This window comes from Steroidobacter flavus (genome assembly GCF_042651805.1).
In the GTDB taxonomy this organism is placed as follows: domain Bacteria; phylum Pseudomonadota; class Gammaproteobacteria; order Steroidobacterales; family Steroidobacteraceae; genus Steroidobacter; species Steroidobacter flavus.
The window spans coordinates 2267525-2289056 of the sequence record NZ_JBHSDU010000003.1 but is presented as its reverse complement, the minus strand read 5'-3'; the positions used below and the strand labels follow the sequence as shown (position 1 = coordinate 2289056).

At 61.1% G+C, this 21532-nt stretch carries 20 protein-coding genes; 10 read left to right on the top strand and 10 right to left on the bottom strand.

The window, feature by feature from the left end; genetic code table 11:
- Positions 1 to 142 precede the first annotated feature (142 nt).
- Both ACFPN2_RS15515 and ACFPN2_RS15510 read right to left on the bottom strand, forming a co-directional pair.
- A complete protein-coding gene (locus ACFPN2_RS15515) occupies positions 143 to 967 on the bottom strand; it encodes an ABC transporter permease (RefSeq protein WP_380598033.1) in 825 nt (274 codons plus the stop codon).
- Positions 960 to 1886, bottom strand: a complete 927-nt coding sequence (locus ACFPN2_RS15510; protein ID WP_380598031.1) for an ABC transporter ATP-binding protein — start codon at positions 1884 to 1886, stop codon at positions 960 to 962. Before ACFPN2_RS15510 ends, ACFPN2_RS15515 begins: the two co-directional genes overlap by 8 nt.
- Positions 1887 to 2132: 246 nt before the next feature.
- Here ACFPN2_RS15510 and ACFPN2_RS15505 point away from each other — a divergent pair, with 246 nt between their 5' ends.
- The 7 genes from ACFPN2_RS15505 (at position 2133) to ACFPN2_RS15475 (ending at position 12840) form a co-directional block, all read left to right on the top strand.
- Positions 2133 to 3785: an ExeA family protein gene (locus ACFPN2_RS15505; protein WP_380598029.1), complete on the top strand. Its 1653-nt coding sequence runs from the start codon at positions 2133 to 2135 to the stop codon at positions 3783 to 3785.
- Positions 3785 to 4591, top strand: a complete 807-nt coding sequence (locus tag ACFPN2_RS15500) for a general secretion pathway protein GspB (RefSeq protein ID WP_380598027.1) — start codon at positions 3785 to 3787, stop codon at positions 4589 to 4591. Before ACFPN2_RS15505 ends, ACFPN2_RS15500 begins: the two co-directional genes overlap by 1 nt.
- Before the next feature lie 47 nt (positions 4592 to 4638).
- On the top strand, positions 4639 to 6438 hold the full coding sequence (locus ACFPN2_RS15495; RefSeq protein WP_380598025.1) for a DAK2 domain-containing protein: 1800 nt from the start codon (positions 4639 to 4641) through the stop codon (positions 6436 to 6438).
- Between the two features lie 51 nt (positions 6439 to 6489).
- On the top strand, positions 6490 to 7149 hold the full coding sequence (locus ACFPN2_RS15490) for a TetR/AcrR family transcriptional regulator (RefSeq protein WP_380598023.1): 660 nt from the start codon (positions 6490 to 6492) through the stop codon (positions 7147 to 7149).
- A gap of 91 nt (positions 7150 to 7240) precedes the next feature.
- Positions 7241 to 8653 carry a TolC family protein gene (locus ACFPN2_RS15485; RefSeq protein WP_380598021.1) on the top strand — a complete coding sequence of 471 codons (1413 nt, stop codon included), beginning with the start codon at positions 7241 to 7243 and terminating at the stop codon, positions 8651 to 8653.
- 2 nt (positions 8654 to 8655) lie between these two features.
- Positions 8656 to 9726: an efflux RND transporter periplasmic adaptor subunit gene (locus ACFPN2_RS15480; RefSeq protein WP_380598019.1), complete on the top strand. Its 1071-nt coding sequence runs from the start codon at positions 8656 to 8658 to the stop codon at positions 9724 to 9726.
- Positions 9727 to 9729: 3 nt separating this feature from the next.
- Positions 9730 to 12840 carry an efflux RND transporter permease subunit gene (locus ACFPN2_RS15475; RefSeq protein WP_380598017.1) on the top strand — a complete coding sequence of 1037 codons (3111 nt, stop codon included), beginning with the start codon at positions 9730 to 9732 and terminating at the stop codon, positions 12838 to 12840.
- A gap of 52 nt (positions 12841 to 12892) precedes the next feature.
- On the opposite strand, the gene ACFPN2_RS15470 is transcribed toward ACFPN2_RS15475, so the two are convergent.
- The gene (locus ACFPN2_RS15470) at positions 12893 to 13282 is read right to left on the bottom strand and encodes a RidA family protein (protein ID WP_380598015.1); all 390 of its coding nucleotides are present in this window, start codon (positions 13280 to 13282) and stop codon (positions 12893 to 12895) included.
- 96 nt (positions 13283 to 13378) lie between these two features.
- Here ACFPN2_RS15470 and ACFPN2_RS15465 point away from each other — a divergent pair, with 96 nt between their 5' ends.
- On the top strand, positions 13379 to 14500 hold the full coding sequence (locus ACFPN2_RS15465; protein WP_380600146.1) for a trans-sulfuration enzyme family protein: 1122 nt from the start codon (positions 13379 to 13381) through the stop codon (positions 14498 to 14500).
- A gap of 3 nt (positions 14501 to 14503) precedes the next feature.
- On the opposite strand, the gene ACFPN2_RS15460 is transcribed toward ACFPN2_RS15465, so the two are convergent.
- The 6 genes from ACFPN2_RS15460 to ACFPN2_RS15435 all read right to left on the bottom strand — a co-directional run bounded on the left by ACFPN2_RS15460 (position 14504) and on the right by ACFPN2_RS15435 (position 18695).
- Complete coding sequence (locus tag ACFPN2_RS15460) at positions 14504 to 14896, bottom strand: rhodanese-like domain-containing protein (RefSeq protein WP_380598013.1); 393 nt, start codon at positions 14894 to 14896, stop codon at positions 14504 to 14506.
- The gene (locus ACFPN2_RS15455; protein WP_380598012.1) at positions 14896 to 15297 is read right to left on the bottom strand and encodes a c-type cytochrome; all 402 of its coding nucleotides are present in this window, start codon (positions 15295 to 15297) and stop codon (positions 14896 to 14898) included. Before ACFPN2_RS15455 ends, ACFPN2_RS15460 begins: the two co-directional genes overlap by 1 nt.
- An 8-nt stretch (positions 15298 to 15305) precedes the next feature.
- Positions 15306 to 16379 carry a metallophosphoesterase gene (locus tag ACFPN2_RS15450; protein WP_380598010.1) on the bottom strand — a complete coding sequence of 358 codons (1074 nt, stop codon included), beginning with the start codon at positions 16377 to 16379 and terminating at the stop codon, positions 15306 to 15308.
- A 1-nt stretch (position 16380) separates the two neighbouring features.
- On the bottom strand, positions 16381 to 17613 hold the full coding sequence (locus tag ACFPN2_RS15445) for a cytochrome-c peroxidase (RefSeq protein ID WP_380598008.1): 1233 nt from the start codon (positions 17611 to 17613) through the stop codon (positions 16381 to 16383).
- Positions 17614 to 17675: 62 nt separating this feature from the next.
- Positions 17676 to 18011 carry a LysR family transcriptional regulator gene (locus ACFPN2_RS15440; RefSeq protein WP_380598007.1) on the bottom strand — a complete coding sequence of 112 codons (336 nt, stop codon included), beginning with the start codon at positions 18009 to 18011 and terminating at the stop codon, positions 17676 to 17678.
- Positions 18012 to 18206: 195 nt separating this feature from the next.
- On the bottom strand, positions 18207 to 18695 hold the full coding sequence (locus ACFPN2_RS15435) for a GNAT family N-acetyltransferase (protein ID WP_380598005.1): 489 nt from the start codon (positions 18693 to 18695) through the stop codon (positions 18207 to 18209).
- Positions 18696 to 18839: 144 nt separating this feature from the next.
- Between ACFPN2_RS15435 and gcvA the strand changes: the two genes are divergently transcribed.
- Positions 18840 to 19760, top strand: a complete 921-nt coding sequence (gcvA, locus tag ACFPN2_RS15430; protein WP_129776164.1) for a transcriptional regulator GcvA — start codon at positions 18840 to 18842, stop codon at positions 19758 to 19760.
- 80 nt (positions 19761 to 19840) lie between these two features.
- Here the strand turns inward: gcvA and ACFPN2_RS15425 are convergent, their stop codons facing one another.
- Positions 19841 to 20203: a rhodanese-like domain-containing protein gene (locus tag ACFPN2_RS15425; RefSeq protein WP_380598003.1), complete on the bottom strand. Its 363-nt coding sequence runs from the start codon at positions 20201 to 20203 to the stop codon at positions 19841 to 19843.
- Between the two features lie 403 nt (positions 20204 to 20606).
- On the opposite strand from ACFPN2_RS15425, the gene ACFPN2_RS15420 reads away from it, so the two are divergent.
- Positions 20607 to 21530 (top strand): LysR family transcriptional regulator, encoded by a 924-nt coding sequence (locus ACFPN2_RS15420; protein ID WP_380598001.1) that lies wholly within the window; start codon positions 20607 to 20609, stop codon positions 21528 to 21530.
- Positions 21531 to 21532: the final 2 nt, after the last annotated feature.

Below are 21532 nucleotides of genomic sequence, written 5' to 3'. Positions count from 1 at the left end.
CTTCCCTGCGACTGCGGCGGGTGGATGTTTGTTTTCGACATAGCTAAGCCGCCAGCCCGGCGGCTCAACAATGCGTACTTCCCCGCGCAGGAAAGGTTCAGTGCTCTACGAGCAATAACACCGCCAAGGCGGTGGCATGCCGTTACTCGCGCGTGCCGACACCCCGGTACAGCAGCCACACGCAGGCAACATACAAAACAACGGCAGCGCCGATCATGATGGTGTACGCCAATCCCACGTTCACGTCGGACACGCCCAGGAAACCGTAGCGGAACGCGTTCACCATATAAAGAATGGGATTGCCGTGCGAAATGCCCTGGGCCCAGCCGGGCAGCAGCTTGATCGTATAGAACACGCCGCCCAGATACGTCAGCGGCGTGAGCACGAAGGTCGGGATGAACGAGATCTGATCGAAGTTCTTGGCGAAGATGGCGTTGATCATGCCGGCCAGTGCGAACACGATGGAGCTGAGCAGCACCGCCGAGATCACCACGCCGATGCTATGAATCTTCATATGCGTGAAGATCAGCGTAATCGCAGTAACGACGCCGCCGACAATCATGCCGCGCACGATGCCGCCAACCGCATAGCCCGCCACGATCAGCCAGCCGGGCAGCGGCGACACCAGCAACTCTTCGATGTGCTTACCGAACTTCGCGCCGAAGAAGGACGACACGACGTTGCCGTACGAGTTCGTGATCACCGACATCATGATCAAGCCGGGCGCGATGTACTGAATGTACGTGTAGCCGCCCATGTCGCCGATGCGGCCGCCGATCAGGCTGCCGAAGATGATGAAGTACAGAGTCGCGGTGATCGCCGGCGGGACGATGGTCTGGCCCCAGATGCGAATGATCCGATTGAACTCGCGAATGACGATGGTGTTGAAGCCGACGATGTTTGTTTTCAACAGCGCGGGCTCTCGCAGGCTCGGCGCGAGATTCGACGATTCGACAGCTTTATCCATGGGCGGCCTCTTTCTGATTCACCAGCCGCATGAACAGCTCTTCCAGTCGGTTGGTCTTGTTCCGCATCGACAGCACCTCGATGCCGGACGCGGACAGTTGGGAGAAAATGTCGTTCAGACTTTGATCCTTGGAGACCTCGATCTCCAGGGAATGATCGTCCGGCATGCTCACCGCATAGCCTGGTAGGACAGGCGCTACAGCGATGGGATTGCGCAGATTGAACACGAACACCTCGGTCTGCAGTTTGCGCAGCACGCGGCTCATCCGGTCGTTCTCGATGATGCGCCCCTTGTCGATGATGGCGACATGGCGGCACAGGTTCTCAGCTTCCTCGAGATAGTGCGTGGTCAGGATGATGGTCGTGCCGGCGGCGTTGATGTCCCGCATGAACGTCCACATCGTGCGACGGACTTCGATATCCACGCCGGCGGTCGGCTCGTCGAGGATCAGCAAGCGCGGCTCATGCATCAGCGCACGGGCAATCATCAAACGGCGCTTCATGCCGCCCGACAACGTGCGCGACACCGCATTCCGCTTTTCCCACAACTGCAGTGCGGTCAGATATTTCTCGAGCCGCTGGGAAGCCACATGGCGGGGAATGCCGTAGAACCCCGCCTGGTTCAGCAGGATCGTGGTGACTGTTTCAAATTGGTTAAAGTTGATTTCCTGGGGCACCAGGCCGATGCAGGACTTGGCGACCGCGAGCTCCGTGTCGATGTCGTGGCCGAAGACCTGAACTTTGCCGCCGGTCTTGTTGACCAAAGAGGTAACGATGCCGATAGCGGTGGTCTTGCCGGCGCCATTGGGCCCCAGCAGCGCGAAGAAATCCCCTTCCTCCACGGCCAGATCGATGCCCTTCAGCGCCTGAACGCCGTTCTTGTAGGTCTTTGTGAGCTCGCGGAAGGTCAGTGCTTGCATGGCGCCTTCAGCCCCCGTACAGGGCGGCGATGACATTGATCGGAGTGGGAAAAGTGGCTGCGAAGGGTATCGGGCCGGACCGGCCCCAGCAAGGCACGGACGGTCACCAATGTCGTGCCTGCGACGAACTGCTGGAATGCCCGACGTGTCGGTTCGCCGACAGGGGGCGGATTTCCGCCGTCACAGGCGGCTTGACGGGACGATTTCAGGGCGCATCATGACGACCTCGCGATAGCGCAACTCAGCATGTACACGAGCTTTTTTGGCCTGGGCGAGAAGCCCTTTGCGATTACTCCCGACCCGCGTTACCTCTTCATGAGCGAGCGGCATGCGGAGGCGCTCGCGCATCTTTTGTACGGTATTACCGAGGCCGGCGGCTTCATCCAGCTGACGGGCGAGGTCGGTACCGGCAAGACCACCATCGTGCGCTCGCTGCTGGAGCGCATGCCGGGCCATGCCGACGTGGCGGTGATCCTCAATCCTCAATTAACGCCGGTTGAGTTTGTCCTGACGATCTGCGAAGAGCTGGGCATCTTCATGCGCGATGAGGACGCCACCAGCATCAAGGATCTGGTGGATCTGCTGAATCGTCGCCTGCTCGAAGCGAATGCCAAAGGCCGTCGCATCGTGGTAATCGTCGACGAGGCGCAGAACCTGATGCCGGCGACGCTCGAGCAGGTGCGTCTGCTGACGAATCTCGAGACCGCGTCGAAGAAGCTGCTGCAGATCATCCTGATCGGCCAGCCCGAGCTGCGCGAATTGTTGGATCGGGTCGAACTGCGTCAGCTCGCTCAGCGCATCACCGGTCGCTATCACCTCGCGCCCTTGTCTCGAAGCGAGACGGCGTCGTATGTGAATCACCGACTGAAAGTCGCTGGCGCCCAAGGTGAGATTTTCAGTACCGCGGCCTTGCGCGAAATCCATCGCTTGAGCGGCGGCGTGCCTCGAATCATCAATGTGATTTGCGATCGCGCGCTGCTCGGCGCGTTCACGCAGGAACAACATCGCATCGGGCCGGGAATGATTCGTGAGGCCGCGAGCGAAGTGTATGGTCGCTCGTTCAATCCGCCGTGGATGAAGCTGCTCGTCGGTTCGGCGGGAAGTATCGCCGTGCTCGGCCTGGCGCTCGGCATCTGGACGCTCACTCGCACGACCGACGCTGAAGAACCCGTCGCCGCTGCGCCCGCACCTGCTGTCGTGGAAGCAGCGCCAGTTCAGCTCGCGCAAGCTGAGCCCGTTCTGCCACCGCCACCGCCGCGTCCTCAAGACGTCGCCGAAGTCCTGGTGGAAAAGGTCGGCATGACGAATACCGAGAGCGCATTCAGTCAGCTGTTCGCGCTGTGGGGCGCGAAGTTCACGCCGAAAGGCGGCCGGCCATGCGACCAGGCGAGCAAACAAGGGCTCGCGTGTGTTTATCAGCAAGGCACCTGGGGTCAGCTGCGGACATTGAATCGTCCCGCGATCCTGACACTGATCGACGAGGACAGTAACGCGCATCAGGTCGTGGTGTCCGGGCTGGTGGGCGACACCGCGAAGATCAACTTGCCGGATGAAACCAGGATGGTATCGATCGCGTCGTTGTCACGACTCTGGTACGGCGACTATCTGGTGATGTGGCGCCCGCAACTCGGCTCGTCGCGTCCGCTGTCGGCCGGCATGCAAGGCGACGGCGTGCGCTGGCTGCGTACCAAGCTCAATACTGTCGCAGGCAAGCCCGAGAGCGAGCCGGCCAGCGATTATTACGATGAGGACCTGGTGAAAATGGTCGAGGACTTTCAGCGTCAGTATCGCTTGAACGTCGACGGCATCGCCGGCGTGCAGACTCAGATCGTGCTCGACGCGATCGGCAACACGCCCGGCACGCCGGTGCTGGTGTCTCAGGCTCGGGGAACGAGCTGATGAGCTTCATTCTCGATGCCCTGAAAAAATCCGAGAACGAGCGTCAACGCAACACCGGTCCTTCACTGGCCGATGTGCGAGTGATCCGTCGCAACAACGAGCGGCCGTGGTGGGTCGTTGCTGTCGCGGCGTTGCTCGTTGTGAATCTCGGTGTGTTGCTGGTCGTCCTGCTTCGCAATGGCGATGCGAAGCCCACGCAGTCGGCTCAAGCAGCACCGGCTCCCATGCAGAGCGCGCCACCGCCACAGGCCGCGCCTCAACAGAACTACAACGCTCAGCCTGCGCCGGCTCAGCAGTACCAATATCAGCAGCAACAACCGCAGAACTATCAGCAGACGGTGCCCACCGATCCATCGGTTCGCTCGCTGGCGGACGAAGCGAGCGGCTACGGCGAAGGTTATCCGGAGGATCCGGCGAACTCACATCTGTCCAGCGCCGCCGCCGTACCGGCCGGTCCGCCGATGGTTCGTCAGATCCAGCCGCCTTCCGTTGCTCCGCTGCCTTCGGGCGCTGTGTTTGAAGCGAAACAAGCCGCGAATGCGCCCGCTGCGGGCAACGGCGCGCTGGTCGGCAATGAAACATTGCCGACGCTCGAGGATCTGGCGTCGAGTGGCACCAACCTGCCCGATCTGCACCTGGACATTCACGTGAATTCGCAGAAGCCCAGCGAGCGCTTCGTATTCGTGAACATGAAAAAGTACCTGGAAGGCGAAGTGCTCAAGGAAGGCCCGACGGTGGAGCGGATCACCCCTGAAGGTGTGATCCTCAATCAGCGCGGTCTACGGTTCTTACTACCCAGACAATAACAACTGCCTGTGAATCTTCGCAGGCATGAATGGCGAACGGACTTGTCATGCCTGCACCCGTTCACGAACTGAATGGCGCCCGCCTCAGCCGCCTGCTCCGCGCCGGCATTCAACGCCTGCTCGCCGATCAGGAGCATTTAAATCGTATCAACGTATTCCCCGTGCCCGATGGCGACACCGGGACCAACATGGCGCTCACCATGGGTGCCGTGCTCGCGAGTCTTCGCCGAGGCGCGGATGATCACGCGGGAAGCACGCTCACTCGTGCGGCCGACGCGGCACTCGATGGTGCTCGTGGCAACTCCGGCGCGATCCTGGCGCAGTTCTTTCTTGGCATGGGCGACAGCGCCGCATCACACGCCGCGTTATCAACCGCGCAATTTGCGACGGCAGTGACCACCGGCGCGACGTATGCACGCGATAGTTTGTCCGAGCCGCGCGAAGGCACCGTGCTCACGGTGATCACCGACTTCGCCGCCGAGACGGCGCGTCTCGCCGCCACCGGCCTGCATGACTACCTCGGCCTGTTTTCACAAGCGCTCAACAAAGCTCGTACGTCTCTTCAACGAACATCGGATCAACTCGAGGAGCTGCGTGCCGCTCGCGTCGTCGATGCCGGCGCACAGGGCTTTGTCGATCTGCTCGAAGGCATGACCGATCATTTGCATCTCGACGTGGATGCCGAGCCCGCCGAAGTCACCGTCGCCGAGGCGGAACACGAAGCGGCTGCCGGCGAAACGCACGACCTGTCCCACCGCTTCTGCACCGAATGCACGATCACGAGTGCGAACATCGATCGTCGCAAGCTACGCGAACAACTCGCGGCGCTCGGTTCATCGCTGGTGCTGGCGGGAACGACACGCAAATCCAAAGTTCACATTCACGTCAACGAGCCGGCCGAGGTGTTTCGGATCGCCGGATTGTTCGGCGAAGTGACCGGTCAGAAAGCCGACGACATGCAGCGCCAGCAACAAGCGACGCATGATCGGCAGCGTCGCGTCGCCATCGTGACCGATTCAGTCGCTGACATTCCCGATGACCTGCTGGATCAACTCGGCATTCATATCGTGCCGCTACGTATTCAGTTTGGCGAGCAGAGTTATCTGGATAAGGTCGGCCTGTCGCCCGAGGAATTTCTGGCCGAGCTGGTGCGCAACCCGAAGCATCCCAAAACATCGCAGCCACCGGCCGGGGACTTTCGTCGTCAGTTCGAATTCCTCGCCTCGCATTTCGACGCGGTCGTTTCGATCAATGTCACAGGAAAGGTCAGCGGCACGTACAACGCTGCGCAGTCCGCCGCGGAGCGAGTGCAAAGCGCGAGCACGATCGAAGTGCTCGACTCAGGCAACGCATCGATTGGCCAAGGATTGCTCGCGACCTACGCCGCCGAGTTGGCCGCCAAAGGTTTCGACGCCGCACACATCGTCGCCGCCGTTCGCAAGATGATTCCTCTCACGCGCACGTACGCTTTGATCGGCTCACTCGAATACGCCGTTCGAGGCGGACGAGTGAAGCCCGCGGTGAAGTCCATCGCGAACGCGTTGGGTCTCTCGCCGGTGCTCGCGAGTCATGCCGATGGCCGCGTCGCGCCCGCCGGCATGTTGTTCGGTCGTCGCCACCGGCGCGCGAAGCTGATTCGATTCATCACCCGCCGCATGAACAGCGGCCAGTCCTATCGCATCGGCATTGGTCATGCGAGCGCCGAAGCCGACGCGTACGATCTGCTCGATCAGCTGCGATGCGCGCATCCACACATCGAAAGCGCGTTCGTGATGCCGGTCGGCGCCACCCTCACCGCGCACGGCGGCCCGGGCACCCTGGTGGTCGGCGTCGCCCGTTCTCCTTAGACACCGATTTAGTCATTGACACTGTGTCAACGACTGGCGCACCATGCGCCCATGTCCTATATCGCCGATCGCCGCCAGGAAGAGAAAGACCGCCGACGCAATGAAATCGTCGATGCGGCCGAGAGCCTGTATCGAGAGACGGGTTGGGAAGCCGTCACCATGGACGGCGTGGCACGTAAGGCTCGGCTAAGTCGAGCTCTGGTATACGTGTACTTCAAGGACAAGGGCGAGTTACTGCTGGCAATCACCAGCCGTGCGCTGGAAACCCTTCACTCACGCTTCGAAGAGGCCAGTGCGCGCACTCGCATCGGTCTGGATCAGATCGAAGCCATGGGTCGGGCCTACATGGCGTTCGGTATGGAATTTCCCCATTATTTCGACGCTTGCTCGCGCCTCGAACAGCGCGCGACGGGCACGCCTGAGGAAGGGTCGCATGAAGCGACGGCGTTCCAGATGGGCCTGAAGGTTCACGACGTGGTGGTGGCTTCGCTCGAAGCCGGTCAACGCGATGGAAGTATTCGCGCCGACATCGGCGACCTGCACGTAACTTCGCGGGTGCTCTGGGGTTTTACGCACGGGCTGACGCAGATTGCGATCACCAAAGCCGGGCCGCTGGCCGAGGTCGGCATCACGGTGACGCAGCTGACCCAGCAGGCCATCGCGATGATTCGCTACACCCTGGCCGGTACGGGGCGGTCGTTGGCCGATTAACGCTGGTTTTTATTTGAGCATTTTTTGACACTTGTCTAACGACTGAACAACTGTGGCAACCGGGACGGGCGGCCACGAAAGGGATTCGAGCATGCGAGCGCCACCTCTTCTGGCGATGATCGGCCTGTGCCTGAGCGCGAGCGGCGCCTGGGCACAAGCGCCAGCGGGCGGGGACTTCGACACGGTGGTCGCCAACTATGTGGCCGAAGGCTTGCGCAGCAACCTCGCCCTGCAGAGCCAGCATCTTGAAGTCGAGAAAGCGGCCGAAGCGCTCTCTGAAGCTCGCGCCCGATTCTTCCCCGAGCTTTCTTTCGAAGCCCGCTATACGCGCGCCGACGGCGGCCGCGTCATCGACATTCCGATTGGTTCCGCGCTCAATCCCGTTTACTCGACCTTGAACGAGATGCTGATCGCGCAAGGCCAGCCGGCACGCTTCCCTCAGGTTGCCAACGAGAGCATTCCGTTCCTGCGCACCGAAGAGCAAGACACGCGCTTGCTGCTGCGTCAGCCGTTGTATGCGCCCGCAATTCCGGCCGCGGTCCGAGCGCAGCGCGCGTTGTTAGATGCGAGCAGCTTCAATCGAATGGCAATCGCTCGTGCACTCCGTCGCGACATCACCGTTGCTTATGTGGATTGGTTGAAGGCGCGCAGCTCGGTCGAGATCGTGGCCGCCAGCGAGGCGTTGTTACAAGAGAACCTGCGCGTCAACGAATCGTTGTACGGCAACGGCAAGATCACCGAAGACCTGGTGTTGCGAGCCAAAGCCGAGTTGCTGGAAGTCGAGCAACAGAAGCGCGAGACCCAGAATCTGGCCACTCAGGCGCAAAGCTATTTCAACTTCCTGCTCAATCGACAGCTGCAGTCGTCGATCGAGCCGACCGCGCCTCCAAACAACGCCACCGGCAGCGAAGCCGCCCTCGAACAGCTGTGGTCGATGGCGCTGAATCGTCGCCCGGAAATCGCCCAGAACGAACAGTTGCGACGCGCGAGCGAAGAGCAGGTGCGGATTGCTCGCAAGCAGAAATGGCCGACCTTGTCGCTCGGCGTGGATGCGGGCACGCAGGGCGAGGATTATCGTTTTGGCGACGGTTATAACTTCGGCACGGCATCGCTGATCTTCACCTGGCGCCTCTTCGATGGCGGTGGTGACACCGCGCGCGTTCATCAAGCCCGCGCCGCCGAGAAACAACTGGTGTTGCGACAGGAAGAGATCGCGCAGCAGATCCGACTCGAAGTGCAACAGTCTTACGATCGACTCACCACCGCGCGAGATTCGCTGGCGACCGCCGCGGCTCGAGCGGAAGCGGCGCGAGCGGCCTTCCGCATCGCCAGCCGCAAACGTGACGAAGGCGTGATCAGCCAGGTCGAGTTCATCGACGCCCGGAGCGCGCTCACCGGCGCCGAGCTGAATCACAACCTCACTCGCTTCAACGTGCTCGCGCGCCGCGCCGAGCTGGAATATGCGACCTCGACGGGTGACATCCCGCTCGATCCAGGAGTCTGATCATGCCGCGCCTGTTCAGTGTTCTACCGCCCCTGCTACTGTCCGCCAGCTTGTTGGCCATCGCGGGTTGCAACAGCAATGCCGACGATCCGCCGCCCGTCGAGCTCTCGCGAGTGCGCACAGCACCGGCGGTCGTTGGTCCGGCCGCGCCGTCCATTCGCACGAACGGCTTGCTCGCCAATGAAGATGAGATTCGCCTGTCCTTCAAAGTCGGCGGCGTCATTCGTCGACTGTCGGTGACCGAGGGCGATCAGGTGCGCAAAGGTCAGAAGCTGGCTGAGATCGAGCAGACGGAAATCGATGCGCAGGTTGAGCAAGCGGCGCAGGCGCATGAGAAAGCGCGTCGCGATCTCGAACGTGGTGAACGCCTGTACGCCGATAAGGTTATTAGCCTCGAACAGCTACAGGATCTGCGAACGCAGCTGGCTGTGAACGAAGCCGCATTGAACTCCGCGAAGTTCAACTGGAGTTACGCCGCGATCGTTGCGCCCCACGACGGCACAGTGCTCCGTCGTCTCGCTGAAGAGCGCGAGCTGGTGCAGGCAGGCAATCCGATCCTGGTGCTCGGCGCGAAGGACAAAGGGTTCATCGTGCGCACGGGGCTGGCCGATCGGGAGATCGTGCAAGTGAAGCTGGGCGACGAAGCGCAGATTCGTCTCGATGCCCTGCCCGGCAAAACGTTAACTGGCAAAGTCACCGAGGTGTCCGGCGCTTCCGATACGGGCAGCGGCATGTTCGGCATCGAAGTCTCCCTGGACCCGACCGATCTGCCGTTGAAGAGCGGCCTGGTCGCGAAGCTCACCATCATTCCTGCGACCGCCAAGGCCGGCGAGCGCATCTACGTTCCCATCGGGGCCATCGTTGAAGGTGACGGCCGCACCGCTCGTGTGTTCGTGCTCGAACAGAATCACGCGCGCCGACGTGAGGTCGATGTGGCCTTCATCGAAGGCGAGACTGTCGCGCTCAACACAGGCTTGAAAGCCGGCGAGCAAGTCATCACCGACGGCGCGCAGTACCTGGAAGACGGCGAGGAAGTGACCCTCGCCGAGCCCCTGACCGCGAACCGGGAGTAGCGCATGAGCTTCCTGGAATTTCCCATCAAGCGCTACCAGTTCACGCTGGTCGCGTTCGCCATGCTCGTGGCGCTCGGCATTTCGTCGTTCATGAGCATTCCGCGACAGGAAGATCCGTACTTCCCGATTCCCATCTATCAAATCATCGTTGCGTATCCCGGCGCCGAGCCGCGCGATGTGGAACGCCTGGTCGTCAAGCCCATCGAGGACCGGATCAGCGAACTGGACGACATCAAGAAGATCGAGTCGTTCAGCAACGACGGTCTGGCGACGATGATTGCCGAGTTCTACAGCACCGCCGATGCCGAAGAGAAATACGACGAGGTGGTGCGAGAGATCAACGCGCTGCGACCGTCGTTGCCGGCCGAGATCGCGCGGCTGGAGATCAAGAAGAGCAATCCGGGCCTGGTGAACATCGTGCAGTTCGCATTGGTGTCGCCGGATGCGCCGTATCGCGAGCTGGAAGATCAGGCTCGCGATCTCAAAGACATATTGAAAGCGGTCGATGGCGTTCGAACCGCCGAAACGTGGGCCTATCCCGCACGCGAGCTACGCGTCGCGCTCGATCTACCTCGCATGGCCGAGCTGCGACTCGCACCGAGCAGAGTGATCGAAGCCCTACAAAGCGAGAACACGACGGTGCCCGGCGGCGCGATTGACGTGGGCAGCCGGAGCTTCAGCGTCAAGACTTCTGGTAGCTACGAGTCGTTGGACGAAGTGCGCGACACGGTCGTCGCCGCTGTCGACGGCCGCACTGTGCGCATTCGCGACGTTGCCGAAGTGAACTGGGATACGCAGGAACACACGTACCTCGGCCGCTTCAACGGTCAACGTGCGGTGTTCGTCACGGCAAATCAGAAAGACGGCTACAACATCTTCCAAGTGCGCGAACGCGTGCTCGAAGCCTCAAAGAAGTTCGAGCAACAACTTCCCAAGCGCATCAAGCTGGAGCTGGGGTTCGATCAGTCGGAAAACGTCGCGACGCGCTTGAATCGACTCACCACCGACTTCGCCATCGCGATTGCCTTGGTCGCTATCACACTGCTGCCTCTCGGGTTGCGTGCGGCAAGCATCGTGATGATCTCCATTCCGCTGTCGCTGGCCATCGGTGTGTCTACGCTGCACATGGTCGGCTACTCGCTGAATCAAATCTCGATCGCCGGTTTCGTCGTCGCGCTCGGTCTCCTCGTCGACGACTCCATCGTGGTCGTCGAAAACATCTCACGCTTCTTGCGCGAGGGTCACTCGCGCACGCAGGCAGCGATCCTGGCGACACGTCAGATCTTCCTGGCCATCCTGGGCTGTACGGCGACGATCATCTTCGCCTTTCTGCCGTTGATGATGTTGTCCGGTCCGTCCGGTAAATTCATTCGCGTGCTACCGACGGCGGTGCTGTCGACCGTGCTCGCGTCGTTGCTGATCGCGCTGACCATCATCCCGTTCCTCGCCAGCCGCATCCTCAGCAAGCACGAGAAAGCGGAAGGCAATCGCCTGTTGCAGTCGGTGCAGCGTGGCATTCATCGGTTCTATCAGCCGCTGCTGCATAAGGCATTGGCCAAACCGAAGTTGACCGTGTGGGGCTCGCTGGCCGCCTGCTTCGTGATCATGATTGGCGTGGGCGCAATCATCGGCTTCAGTCTGTTTCCGAAAGCCGATACGCCGAACTTCATCATCACGGTGGAGACGCCGGACGGCAGCAGCCTCGCCGAGACGGATCGCGCGCTGAAGTTCGTCGAGGACCGCTTGACTGCGATGCCCGATGTCGCGTCGTACTTCACCAACCTCGGCCACGGCAACCCAAAGATCTATTACAACGAGTTCGGCAACGAAGGCGCGACCAACTACGGCGACATCTTCGTCAAGCTGAAGTCGTACGACACCAGCGACACGCCGAAGAAACTGGAAGCGCTGCGTCGGGAGCTGAAGCAGTATCCGAACGCGCACATCTATGTGAAGGAATTCCAGAACGGTCCGCCGATCACGGCGCCGATTGCGATTCGCGTCGTCGGGCCGGAGCTCGACGAGCTGGATCGGCTGGCGGGCAAGGTCGAGCAGGTGATCAAGGAGACGCCGGGCACGCGCGATGTCGAGAATCCCGTGCGCATCAAGCGGACCAACCTGGAGCTGAAGATCGATTCGCAGAAGGCGGCGCTATTCGGTGTGCCGGCCATTGAATTCGACCGCGCCGTGCGATTGGCGGTCGCGGGCATTCCGGCGAGCCGTTACAAAGAGACCGATGGCGAGCAGTACGACATCATGGTTCGCACACCGATCACCGAGCGTGCTGACATCCATGCCCTCGATCAGGTTCGTGTGACGACATTGAGCGGCGCGACATTGCCGCTGAGTCAGCTCGCGCAGGTGGAGTTCGCCGCTGCGCCGACGCAGATCGATCGCTACAACCGTTCGCGTGCGGTGACGATCAATGCGGAAGTTCAGAACGGTTACAACACCGACCGCGTGACGACCGAGGTGCTGAGTCGACTCGATCAAATGCAGTGGCCGCGCGGCTATTCCTATGTGCCGGGCGGCGAACTGGAGAGTCGTGCTGAAAGTTTCGGTGGCTTGCAAGCCGCGACGATCGTGGCGTTGCTCGGCATCGTCGCGGTGCTGGTGCTGGAGTTCGGCAGCTTCAAGAGCACGTTGATCGTGCTGAGCGTCGTGCCTTTCGGTATCGCGGGCGGCATTCTGGCGCTGGGCCTGGCCGGTTACAGCATCTCGTTCACGGCGACCATCGGGTTCATCGCGCTGATCGGTATCGAGACCAAGAACTCGATCCTGCTGGTGGACTTCACGAATCAATTGCGAGCGGACGGCATGCCGCTCGATGAAGCCATCGAGCGCGCCGGTGAGATTCGCTTCCTGCCGATTCTGTTGACCAGCGCGACGGCGATTGGTGGCCTGTTGCCGCTGGCGTTGCAGAACGCGGGCATGTACTCGCCGCTGGCGTGGGTGATCATCGGCGGCTTGATTTCGTCGACGCTGGTCGCGCGAGTCGTCACGCCGGTGATGTACAAGCTCATTCCGCCGGCAATCGAAGTGAAGAAGACGGCCGCGTCATCCGCAGCCGCCGATGCCACACCGCCGGGACACATTTCCCCAGCGACGCCTTAAGTAATTCCTCGGACCCCCACTCGCTCTCCGTCGCAAGACGGGGAGCGTTTTTTCAGGCGGCGGCGATGGCCTCGATTTCGATAAGCGCGCCGAAATGCAAATCCTTCGCGGCGATGACCGCACGCGCCGGGCGATGCGCGCCCAGCATCTCGCTGTAGACGGCATTCACCGCCGGCCAATCGTCCATGTTTACTATGGTGATGTTCACTTTCAGTAAACGCGACAGATCGCTGTTCGCCGCGCGCAGCACCTTCTCGATCTTTTCCAGACAGAAGCGCGTCTGGCGGGAGATGTCGCCCGCCTCCGCATCGGTCATGCTGGGACCGCGACCGAGCTGGCCGGAGGCGTAGATCACGCCGCCATGCTCGATGCCGTAAGCGTAGTGACCGTTGGGTGGTGGGAGATCTGGGACGTCGATGACGCGCGGTTTCGATGAGCTCATGCGCGCGATCATAACCCGTGCCCGCCTTCGGAGATCAAACATGCCGGCGCGCGGACTTTGCAGTAGAGTGCTTCGGTCTTGATCAGGAAGCCCATGATGAAGTTCGAAACCCTGTCGGTCCATGTCGGACGCGAAGTCGAGCACGCCACCGGCGCCGTCGCCCCGTCGATTCAGATGAGCACGACGTTCGAGCGGGACATCGATGGCGAATGGTCGCGCGGTTTCTCCTATGGACGCGCGGACAATCCAAGCCGCAAACCCTTGGAAGAATGCATCGCCGCGCTCGAAGGCGGTGAGGACGCAACGACGTACAGCTCAGGGTCGGCCGCGTCGATGGCGGTCTTCAGCCTGTTGCGACCGGGCGAGCACGTGATCGCGCCGGTCGAGTCGTATCACGGCACGGCCAAACAACTGCGCGACGTGCTGGCTCCGATGGGCGTCACCCATACGTTCGTCGACATGACGCGTGTCGACGCCGTGCGCGATGCGCTCCGCAAAGAGACGCGCCTCGTCTGGATCGAGACACCCTCGAACCCGATGCTCAACATCAGCGACATCGAAGCCATTGCCGAGCTGGCTCACGGTCGTGGCGCCATGGTCTGTTGTGACAACACCTTCGCAACGCCGGTGTGGCAACGGCCGCTCGAGCTCGGCGCCGATCTGGTCATGCACTCGAGCACGAAGTACTTCGGCGGTCACAGCGACGTAATGGGCGGCGCGGTCGTCACGCGCGATCGCGGCGGACTCTCCGACAAACTGCGCGACTATCAGCAGACCGTTGGCAGCGTGCCTTCGCCTTTCGATTGCTGGTTGATCCGCCGCAGCCTCACAACGCTGTCATGTCGCCTGCGCGCACAGACTCACAACGCGAGTCGGCTCGCGGGCTTTCTGCAGAGTCATAAAAATGTGGAACGCGTGTTCTATCCTGGGCTGGACACCCACCCCGGTCACGCAATCGCGCAACGTCAGATGAAGGGCGGCTTCGGCGCCATGCTGTCGTTCAACGTCCGCGGCGATCGCGACGCCGCCTTCGCTGTCGCCGCGAAGTTGCAGTTGTTTATTCGTGCGACGAGCCTCGGCGGCGTGGAGTCGTTGGTCGAACATCGTGCGTCGGTTGAAGGGCCGCACACGGTGACGCCGCAGAATCTGCTGCGGCTGTCGGTGGGATTGGAGAGTGCCGAAGACTTGATCGCGGATCTGGATCAAGCGCTCGGCTGAGCGCTATTTCTCGACCGATCGCTTCTGCGCTTCCCAAGCCTTCATGTCGCCGTCGAGGTGTAACAGCTTGGCGAAGCCGTTTTCGCGCAGGCGTTCGGCGCCTTTCTCCGCTCTGATACCAGTAGCGCAGTACACGATGATGTCCTTGTCCGCGGCGTCGGCGACTTCGGAGATGCGCGAAGGCAGGTGCGTGTAAGGAATATTGATGGCACCGGGAACGTGACCCGCCGCGTACTCTTCGGGAGTACGCACGTCGAGGATCACCATCGAGGTGTCCTTCTTCTCGATCCGCTTCAGCAGCGACGCTTGATCGATCTTCGGCGTGTCGCCAGCCTGAGAGACCGCGGCGAACATGAGCGCCGCAGCCGTCACTAACGAGCGGGCAAACCAGCGCATCAGTGCTTACCTGGCTCCAGCTTCACACCGCGACGCTCCCAGGCGATGTAAGACAGGAGGGCCGTCATCTTCGGATCGTCGGCGGCGAGCTGATCGCCCTCGAGCGGATTCCGGATACACCAGTTCACCATCTCCCACAGATTCGCGACCTTACCGAGCTGCTTCTGAAACTTGGGATAAGTTTCCGGATGGGTGTTGGCGGCGTTCGGATGGCACTGCGCGCACACCACACCGTTCTTGCCGAGCTTGGCATCGGTAAACAGCGCGCGGCCTTCTTTCACTACGCCGTCGAACTGTTCCTGCCAGCGAGCCAGATCTTCCTGGCTGAACTCGTCGGCACGGGCTAGCCCGGAGACACCCAGCGCCAGCGCGGCACAAGCAATGACGGATGCGATTTTCATGTTGGCTCTCAATAGTGCGTTTGAGGCTGGATGCGCTTATCGGGATCCTGATAGGTCTTGTCCATAGGATGCCCGGCCTGCGGATCGAACGCCACGGTGCGCACTTTGTTGTTGTAGAGATTGAAAGTCGCGCTGGCGCGGCCGCTGTTCACATCGATGAACTGCCAGCCGGTGGCGTCGCGTTCGAAGAACGGGTCGGCGCGATTCATCTGCACCGTCAGCTTCGGTAGCAACTGCTGAGCCTGCGCGTAGCTCTGCGGGTAAGGCCAGGGCCACGCCGTCGCCATCGCGGACGTGAAGGCAATGTTGCCGATCTGGTTGTACTGGATCTGGTGCACGTGGCCGTAGAACACCGTGACTTTGTCGAACGGCGCGAGCAATGCCTGCACCTCTTCCGCGTCATCGGTCCAGAAATTCCAGCCCTTGTAGATTTTCTGCAGTGGCGAATGCGAGAACACTACGACCGGCGTGTCCTTCTTCACTTTCGCCAGATCTTTCTTCAGCCACTCGCGCTGCTTGACGCCGACCATGAACGGCGAGCCGTTCGGATTGTCGAGGCCGGCCATTTCGGCCATGCGCTGTTGAGCGGTCGGCCAGCGATTGAACGTCCACTCGTCGTGCGTGAGGATGCTGTTCAACACCACGAAGTGCACGCCCTTGTGCTCGAAGCTGTAGTACTGCTTGCCGAACAGCTTCGACCAGTACTCGCCGAGGTCGAGGTAATAATCGTGCTCGCCCATCACGTGATAAACCTTGCCGTTGAGCTTCGACAGCAGCTCCGCGCCGTGATCGAGCTCGGGCTTCGAGCCCATCTGCGCCAGGTCGCCGCCGAAGATCACAAAGTCCGGCTTGGGCGTGAGCAGATTCGTTTCGGCGACGGCGCGAATCAAACCGCGATCCCAGTTGCGCACGAACTGATTGCCCTTGATCTGCTGAATGTGCGAATCCGAGATGTATGCGAACGTGAAGTTGTCGCTCGGCTTCGCGAAGGCCAGCTCCACCATGGTCAGCGGCAGCGCCGCGCCGGCCACACCCACCGTCGATGTCTTGATGAAGCTGCGGCGATCGTATTTGATGTCCATGTTACATCCCCTCTCCGCCGCCGACGGACTTGCTGGGCGGTGCTACCGGGCTGGCGTTGGCCACCGCAGTGGTCTTCACATTGCAGGACGCAGGATTCGCCGACGCGGCCTTCTGCGCGGCGAACTGCGGGCTCGTCAACGATTCCATGAACGCGACCAGATCGCTGATTTCATCGTCGGTAAGGTTCAACGGCCGAATGCCGCCGCTCAGGAAGTCGTTCACCACATCGCCACTCTTGGTGACGCCGCCGTTGTTGTAGTGCTCGACCACGTCGCGCAGCGTCTTCAAGCTGCCGTCATGCATGAACGGCGCGGTCACCGCGACGTTACGCAGCGTCGACGTCTTGAAAGCACCGATCTCATCGAGCGTGTCGGTCACAGCGAAGCGACCCAGCTCGGACGCTTTTGGATTCGTGAGCACGGCTTTGTCCACGTCGGTGCCCGCGCTCTTCGCGGTGAGGAACGCCGGCGCGAACTGCGGGATTTCAGCCTGAATGCGATTCACGCCGACACCGATGTTATGAAATCGATTGTCGGTAAACAGCGCGTAATCCTGCTCGATCGCATGGCATGAAACACAGCGCCCCTTGGTGAGAAACACGCTGAAGCCGCGCTTCACTTGTTCGTTCACGGCTTGCTGATCGCCACCGTAGTACCAGCGATCCCACGGCGAATCGCCCGCGACGATGGTGCGCTCGAAGCTGGCGATGGCCTGCTGCACTTCCTTCATCGTGACCTGCTCGCCTTCCTTGTTGAAGACTTTCTTGAAGCGCGCCACGTAGTCGGGATCGGTACGCACGATCTTCAACACCGGATCGTGATTCACCAGGCCCATCTCGACCGGATTGACGATCGGGTGCTGCGCCTGATCTTCCATGTCGAGCGAACGACCGTCCCAGAAGAACAACTTGAAGTACGCGGAGTTGATCACCGTCGGCGCGTTGCGCGTGCCGGTGAGCTTGTTGATGCCTTCCGACGTCACCAGCGGACTGTCGGTGAACGCTTTTTTCGGATCGTGACAAGTCGCGCAGCTCACTTCACCGGTGCTGCTGAAACGTTTGTCATTGAAGAGCTTGTCGCCGAGCGCGATCTTCTCGGGCGTTTGTGGATTATTTGCGGGGACAGGGACTGGCGGCAGGCCCAACGGTTGAGCGAGCGCGGCTCCCATTGCAAACAGGCCAGACAAAATACTGGCGCACGTCACCACGCGCACGGTATGGATCGGCGGTCCCATGCTGTGTCTCCCCTGCTGAGCTCGACGATTTAGTCGTAGCCCGTGTCTAAATTAGACGAAGTCTAATCAATGGGCACGCGCTGACAATTGATCTCATCAATAAGCACCTCCGGTGCGGAGACCAGGGCGCTCGAGTGAAGTCGGCCATTGCGGCTGACAGTAACGATGCGATCGGCCGCGCGAACAGCGACACGAGCAAAGCGAAGTACCTTGCGACCATCTTCAGTGAGCGCGACATGCGAGCGATCGCGTTCGAATAAACGCACGCCGAGATAATCTTCGAGCTTGCGCAGCTGAATGCTCAATGTGGATTGGGTGACGGAGCAACGCTCGGCGGCACGAGTGAAATTCAAACACTCGGCAAGAGCGATGAGGTAGCGCAAGGCGCGGATGGACATGCGAACCCTCGTTGGTCCAGCGCGAAATTATTTAGTAACCCCTGGGCTGGCCCGGCGCATCCTGCGCCGCCAGCAATCGCGTCCGAAAATACACCGCGCCTGTGTCGGCCGCCAGCACGGTAAACGCAATGAGCGACGATTTATCGGCAGTTATTTCCAATCGGTGCCATCGAAAGAATCGATTGCACGCATGAATCAGCCGCCGTTGCCGAGCTTTTGTAAGGCCGACCCGGTCACGCGATAGATGGTCCATTCATTCATCGGCACCGCGCCCAGGCTCTTATAGAAATCGATGGCGCGCTGATTCCAATCGAGCACGGACCATTCGAGCCGACCGCAATTTCGCTCGATTGCAATCCCCGCGAGACGGCGTAACAGCTGCTCGCCATAGCCGCGGCCTCGATACTGCTGACGAACGTACAGGTCCTCGAGATAAATGCCGGGCTTGGCCAGGAAGGTCGAGAAGTTGTGGAAGTACAGCGCGAAGCCGGCGACTTCGCCGCCCGGCAGGCGACCCATGATGACTTCGGCCTTTGGCTTCGGGCCGAACAGGTGCTCGTGCAACTGCGCTTCAGTCGCCGTCACCTCATCCAGCAGCCGCTCGAACTCCGCGAGCTCGCGAATCAACTGCAGGATCATCGGCACGTCGGCCGGGGTCGCCGGCTCAATGTGCAGGCTGGTCATGGCTGCCTCCCAGGCGCTCAAAGGACCGGTATCGTACCTTGCATCATTAAGTGAATCGATATATTTTCGTTGCGCTTGCGAGGGTTCGTGTGGCGTTTCGGGTTCATGGATTAAAAGAATTTTGAACGAAGCGGCGGAACGAGGATGAGCGCTGACACCAAATTGCCTTTGAATGCCCTGCGGGCGTTCGAAGCCGTCGCCGCCCACTTGAGCTTCACGGGCGCGGCTCAGTCCCTGAACGTCACCACCGCGGCGGTCAGCTCGCACATCAAATCGCTCGAAGAATTCCTCGAGACGCCCCTCTTCGTCCGGCACAGCCGCTCGGTCCGTCTCACGCCACAGGGTGCGCGTTTGTTGCCGGGCGTGCAACGAGGCATGGGCGAGCTGACACGCGCGGTCGATCAATTGCGCCTCGATCGTAGTAGCGGCTTGCTCAACATCAGCCTGCTCGGCTCGTTCCTGCAGAAGTGGCTGCTGCCGCGGCTCGGCGATTTTTATCAGAAGCATCCCGAAGTGGACCTGCGTTTCAGCGCCAGCCGCGAGCTCGTCGACTTCATGCAGACCGATTTTCACGCGGCCGTTCGTTATGGCTCGGGCAGCTGGCCGCAGTTGCAGGCGGAGAAGATGCTCGATGACTGGGTGTTCCCGGTCGCCAGTCCCGCGCTGTTCGCGAAACTCGGGCCGATCACGACGCTCGGCGATCTGAATAAGTATCCGCTGCTTCATAGCGCGAGCGAGCCGTGGGTGGATTGGCTGCGACGGGTCGGCGGTGACACGACACGCATCGAGCGCGGTCCGATTCTCGATGACTCCGCGTCGGTGTTAGCGGCGGCTGAGCAGGGGCATGGCTTGGTGCTGGCGAGATGGTCGCTGGTCGCGGGCGATCTCGCGTCGGGGCGGCTGGTGCGGCCGTCAACGCAGAGCGTGAGGCAGCACAACTCTTATTACTTCGTCGCGCCGGCGCATAACTTTGAAGTGCCGAAGGTGATTCGATTCAGGGACTGGCTGCGTGAAGTTTGCAGTGAGTTTCCGCCGCCGGAAGGAGAACGTCTCGAGCCGCAGTAATTTGCTTGGCGGCCCCCAGCCCAACCCCTCCCCCGGCGCGGGGGAGGGGCTCATTTTCCAGACATAAACGAGTTGTATCCTCAACGCTCGACCGGCAACTCGTTCTTCACCCAGGCGTCGAATCCGCCTTCCATCTCGACGACCGGAAATCCAGCGGACGCCAGCTCCACCGCGGCGGCGGCGGCAAGCTTGCAGGTCTGGCTGTAGCAATAAAGGACGGCCGTGCGATCTTTGCGCAAGCCCGCGAGCGTATGCCACTTGCCTTGCGGCAAGTTGATGGCGCCGGGAATGTGACCGGCCTGATAGTCGCTGGGCAGTCGGACGTCGACGATGGTGATCGGCTCGTTCCGGCGCATCTGGCCGTTCAATTCGAACGGCCCGGTGAGGAAAGCCAGCTTCTGGGCGAAAAAGTCGCGAGCCTGGAGAGTATCCTGAGTGGACATGACAGCACCTTCATTGGCGGCCAGGCGACGCCCGACCTGATGGGTGCTACGTTAGTCAGCCGCGGGCGCCGGATCATCGGGCTCCCAGGCATGGGATTTATTCCCCAAATCAAACTAGGGCCTGTGAACACTCATTGGATGGGCTGCGTTGCGCCTCCAATCGCCTGCAGCAAGGCGCAAAGCGCAGCCCTTGTGTCGACAAGGGCAAGCTTTGTAACGCAGCGGCAGGCGATTCGAGGCGCAACCCTCTAATGAATGAATATTGTTTTATGGGACGAGCTATTGCGGTTCAGGACGTCGTTAGTCCTCCCTTGAGTACAGAGAGTACACGGCGGTCGTCCCGCCTAGCCCTGAACCGCAATAGCTCGTCGCAGCCCATCCAATGAGTGTTCACAGGCCCTAGATGCAAAACCTCACCGACATCGCGATTTTCGTCAAAGTAGTCGAGCTCTCCAGTTTCACGGCGGCGGCCGAGGCGCTGGAAATGTCACAGCCCGTGGTCAGCAAGGCCGTCACCCGCCTGGAGGAGAAGCTGGGCGCGCGTTTGTTGAATCGCACGACACGCCGACTCAGCCTCACCGAGGCCGGCTCCGAGTTGTTTCGCCGCACCGGCAGCGCGCTGCGTGAGATCGAGAATGCCGAACTGGAAGTCGCGCGCTTTCAAACGGAGCCGCGTGGCACGTTGCGCGTGTCCGCGCCGATGTCGTTCAGCATTCTGCAGCTCGGCCCGTCGATACAAACATTCATGGAGCGCTATCCCGGCGTCACCGTCGAGCTGAACATGGACGATCGGCAAGTCGACCTGGTCGAGGAAGGCTTCGACGTCGCGATCCGCATCGGCCGGCTGCGCGATTCGAATTTGATTGCACGCAAGATCGCACCGACGCGCCAGATCATCTGCGCATCGCCCGGCTATCTCGCGAAGCACGGCGTCCCGGAACGCCCCGAAGATCTGCTCGAGCATAACTGCATTCTTTATTCGTTGTTGAGCGCGCCGCGTGAGTGGCGCTTCACGGACAGCGAAGGCGAAGAGTACGTGGTGCCGGTGAACGGCAACCTTCACTCGAACAACGGGCTCGTCAATCGCGCAGCTGCGGTTGCGGGAGGCGGCATCATTCAGTTGCCGACGTTTTATCTGTGCGATCAACTGCGCTCGGGCGAGCTGAAACCCTTGCTGTGCAAGTTCAGACCACCGGAGCTTGCGGTCCACGCCGTTTATCCGGAGCGACGCAATCTGATGCCGAAGGTACGTGCGTTCGTCGATTTCATCGCCACGACCTTCGGGCCGGAGCCACCCTGGGAAAAAGGCTGGACGCTCGAGGACTGACC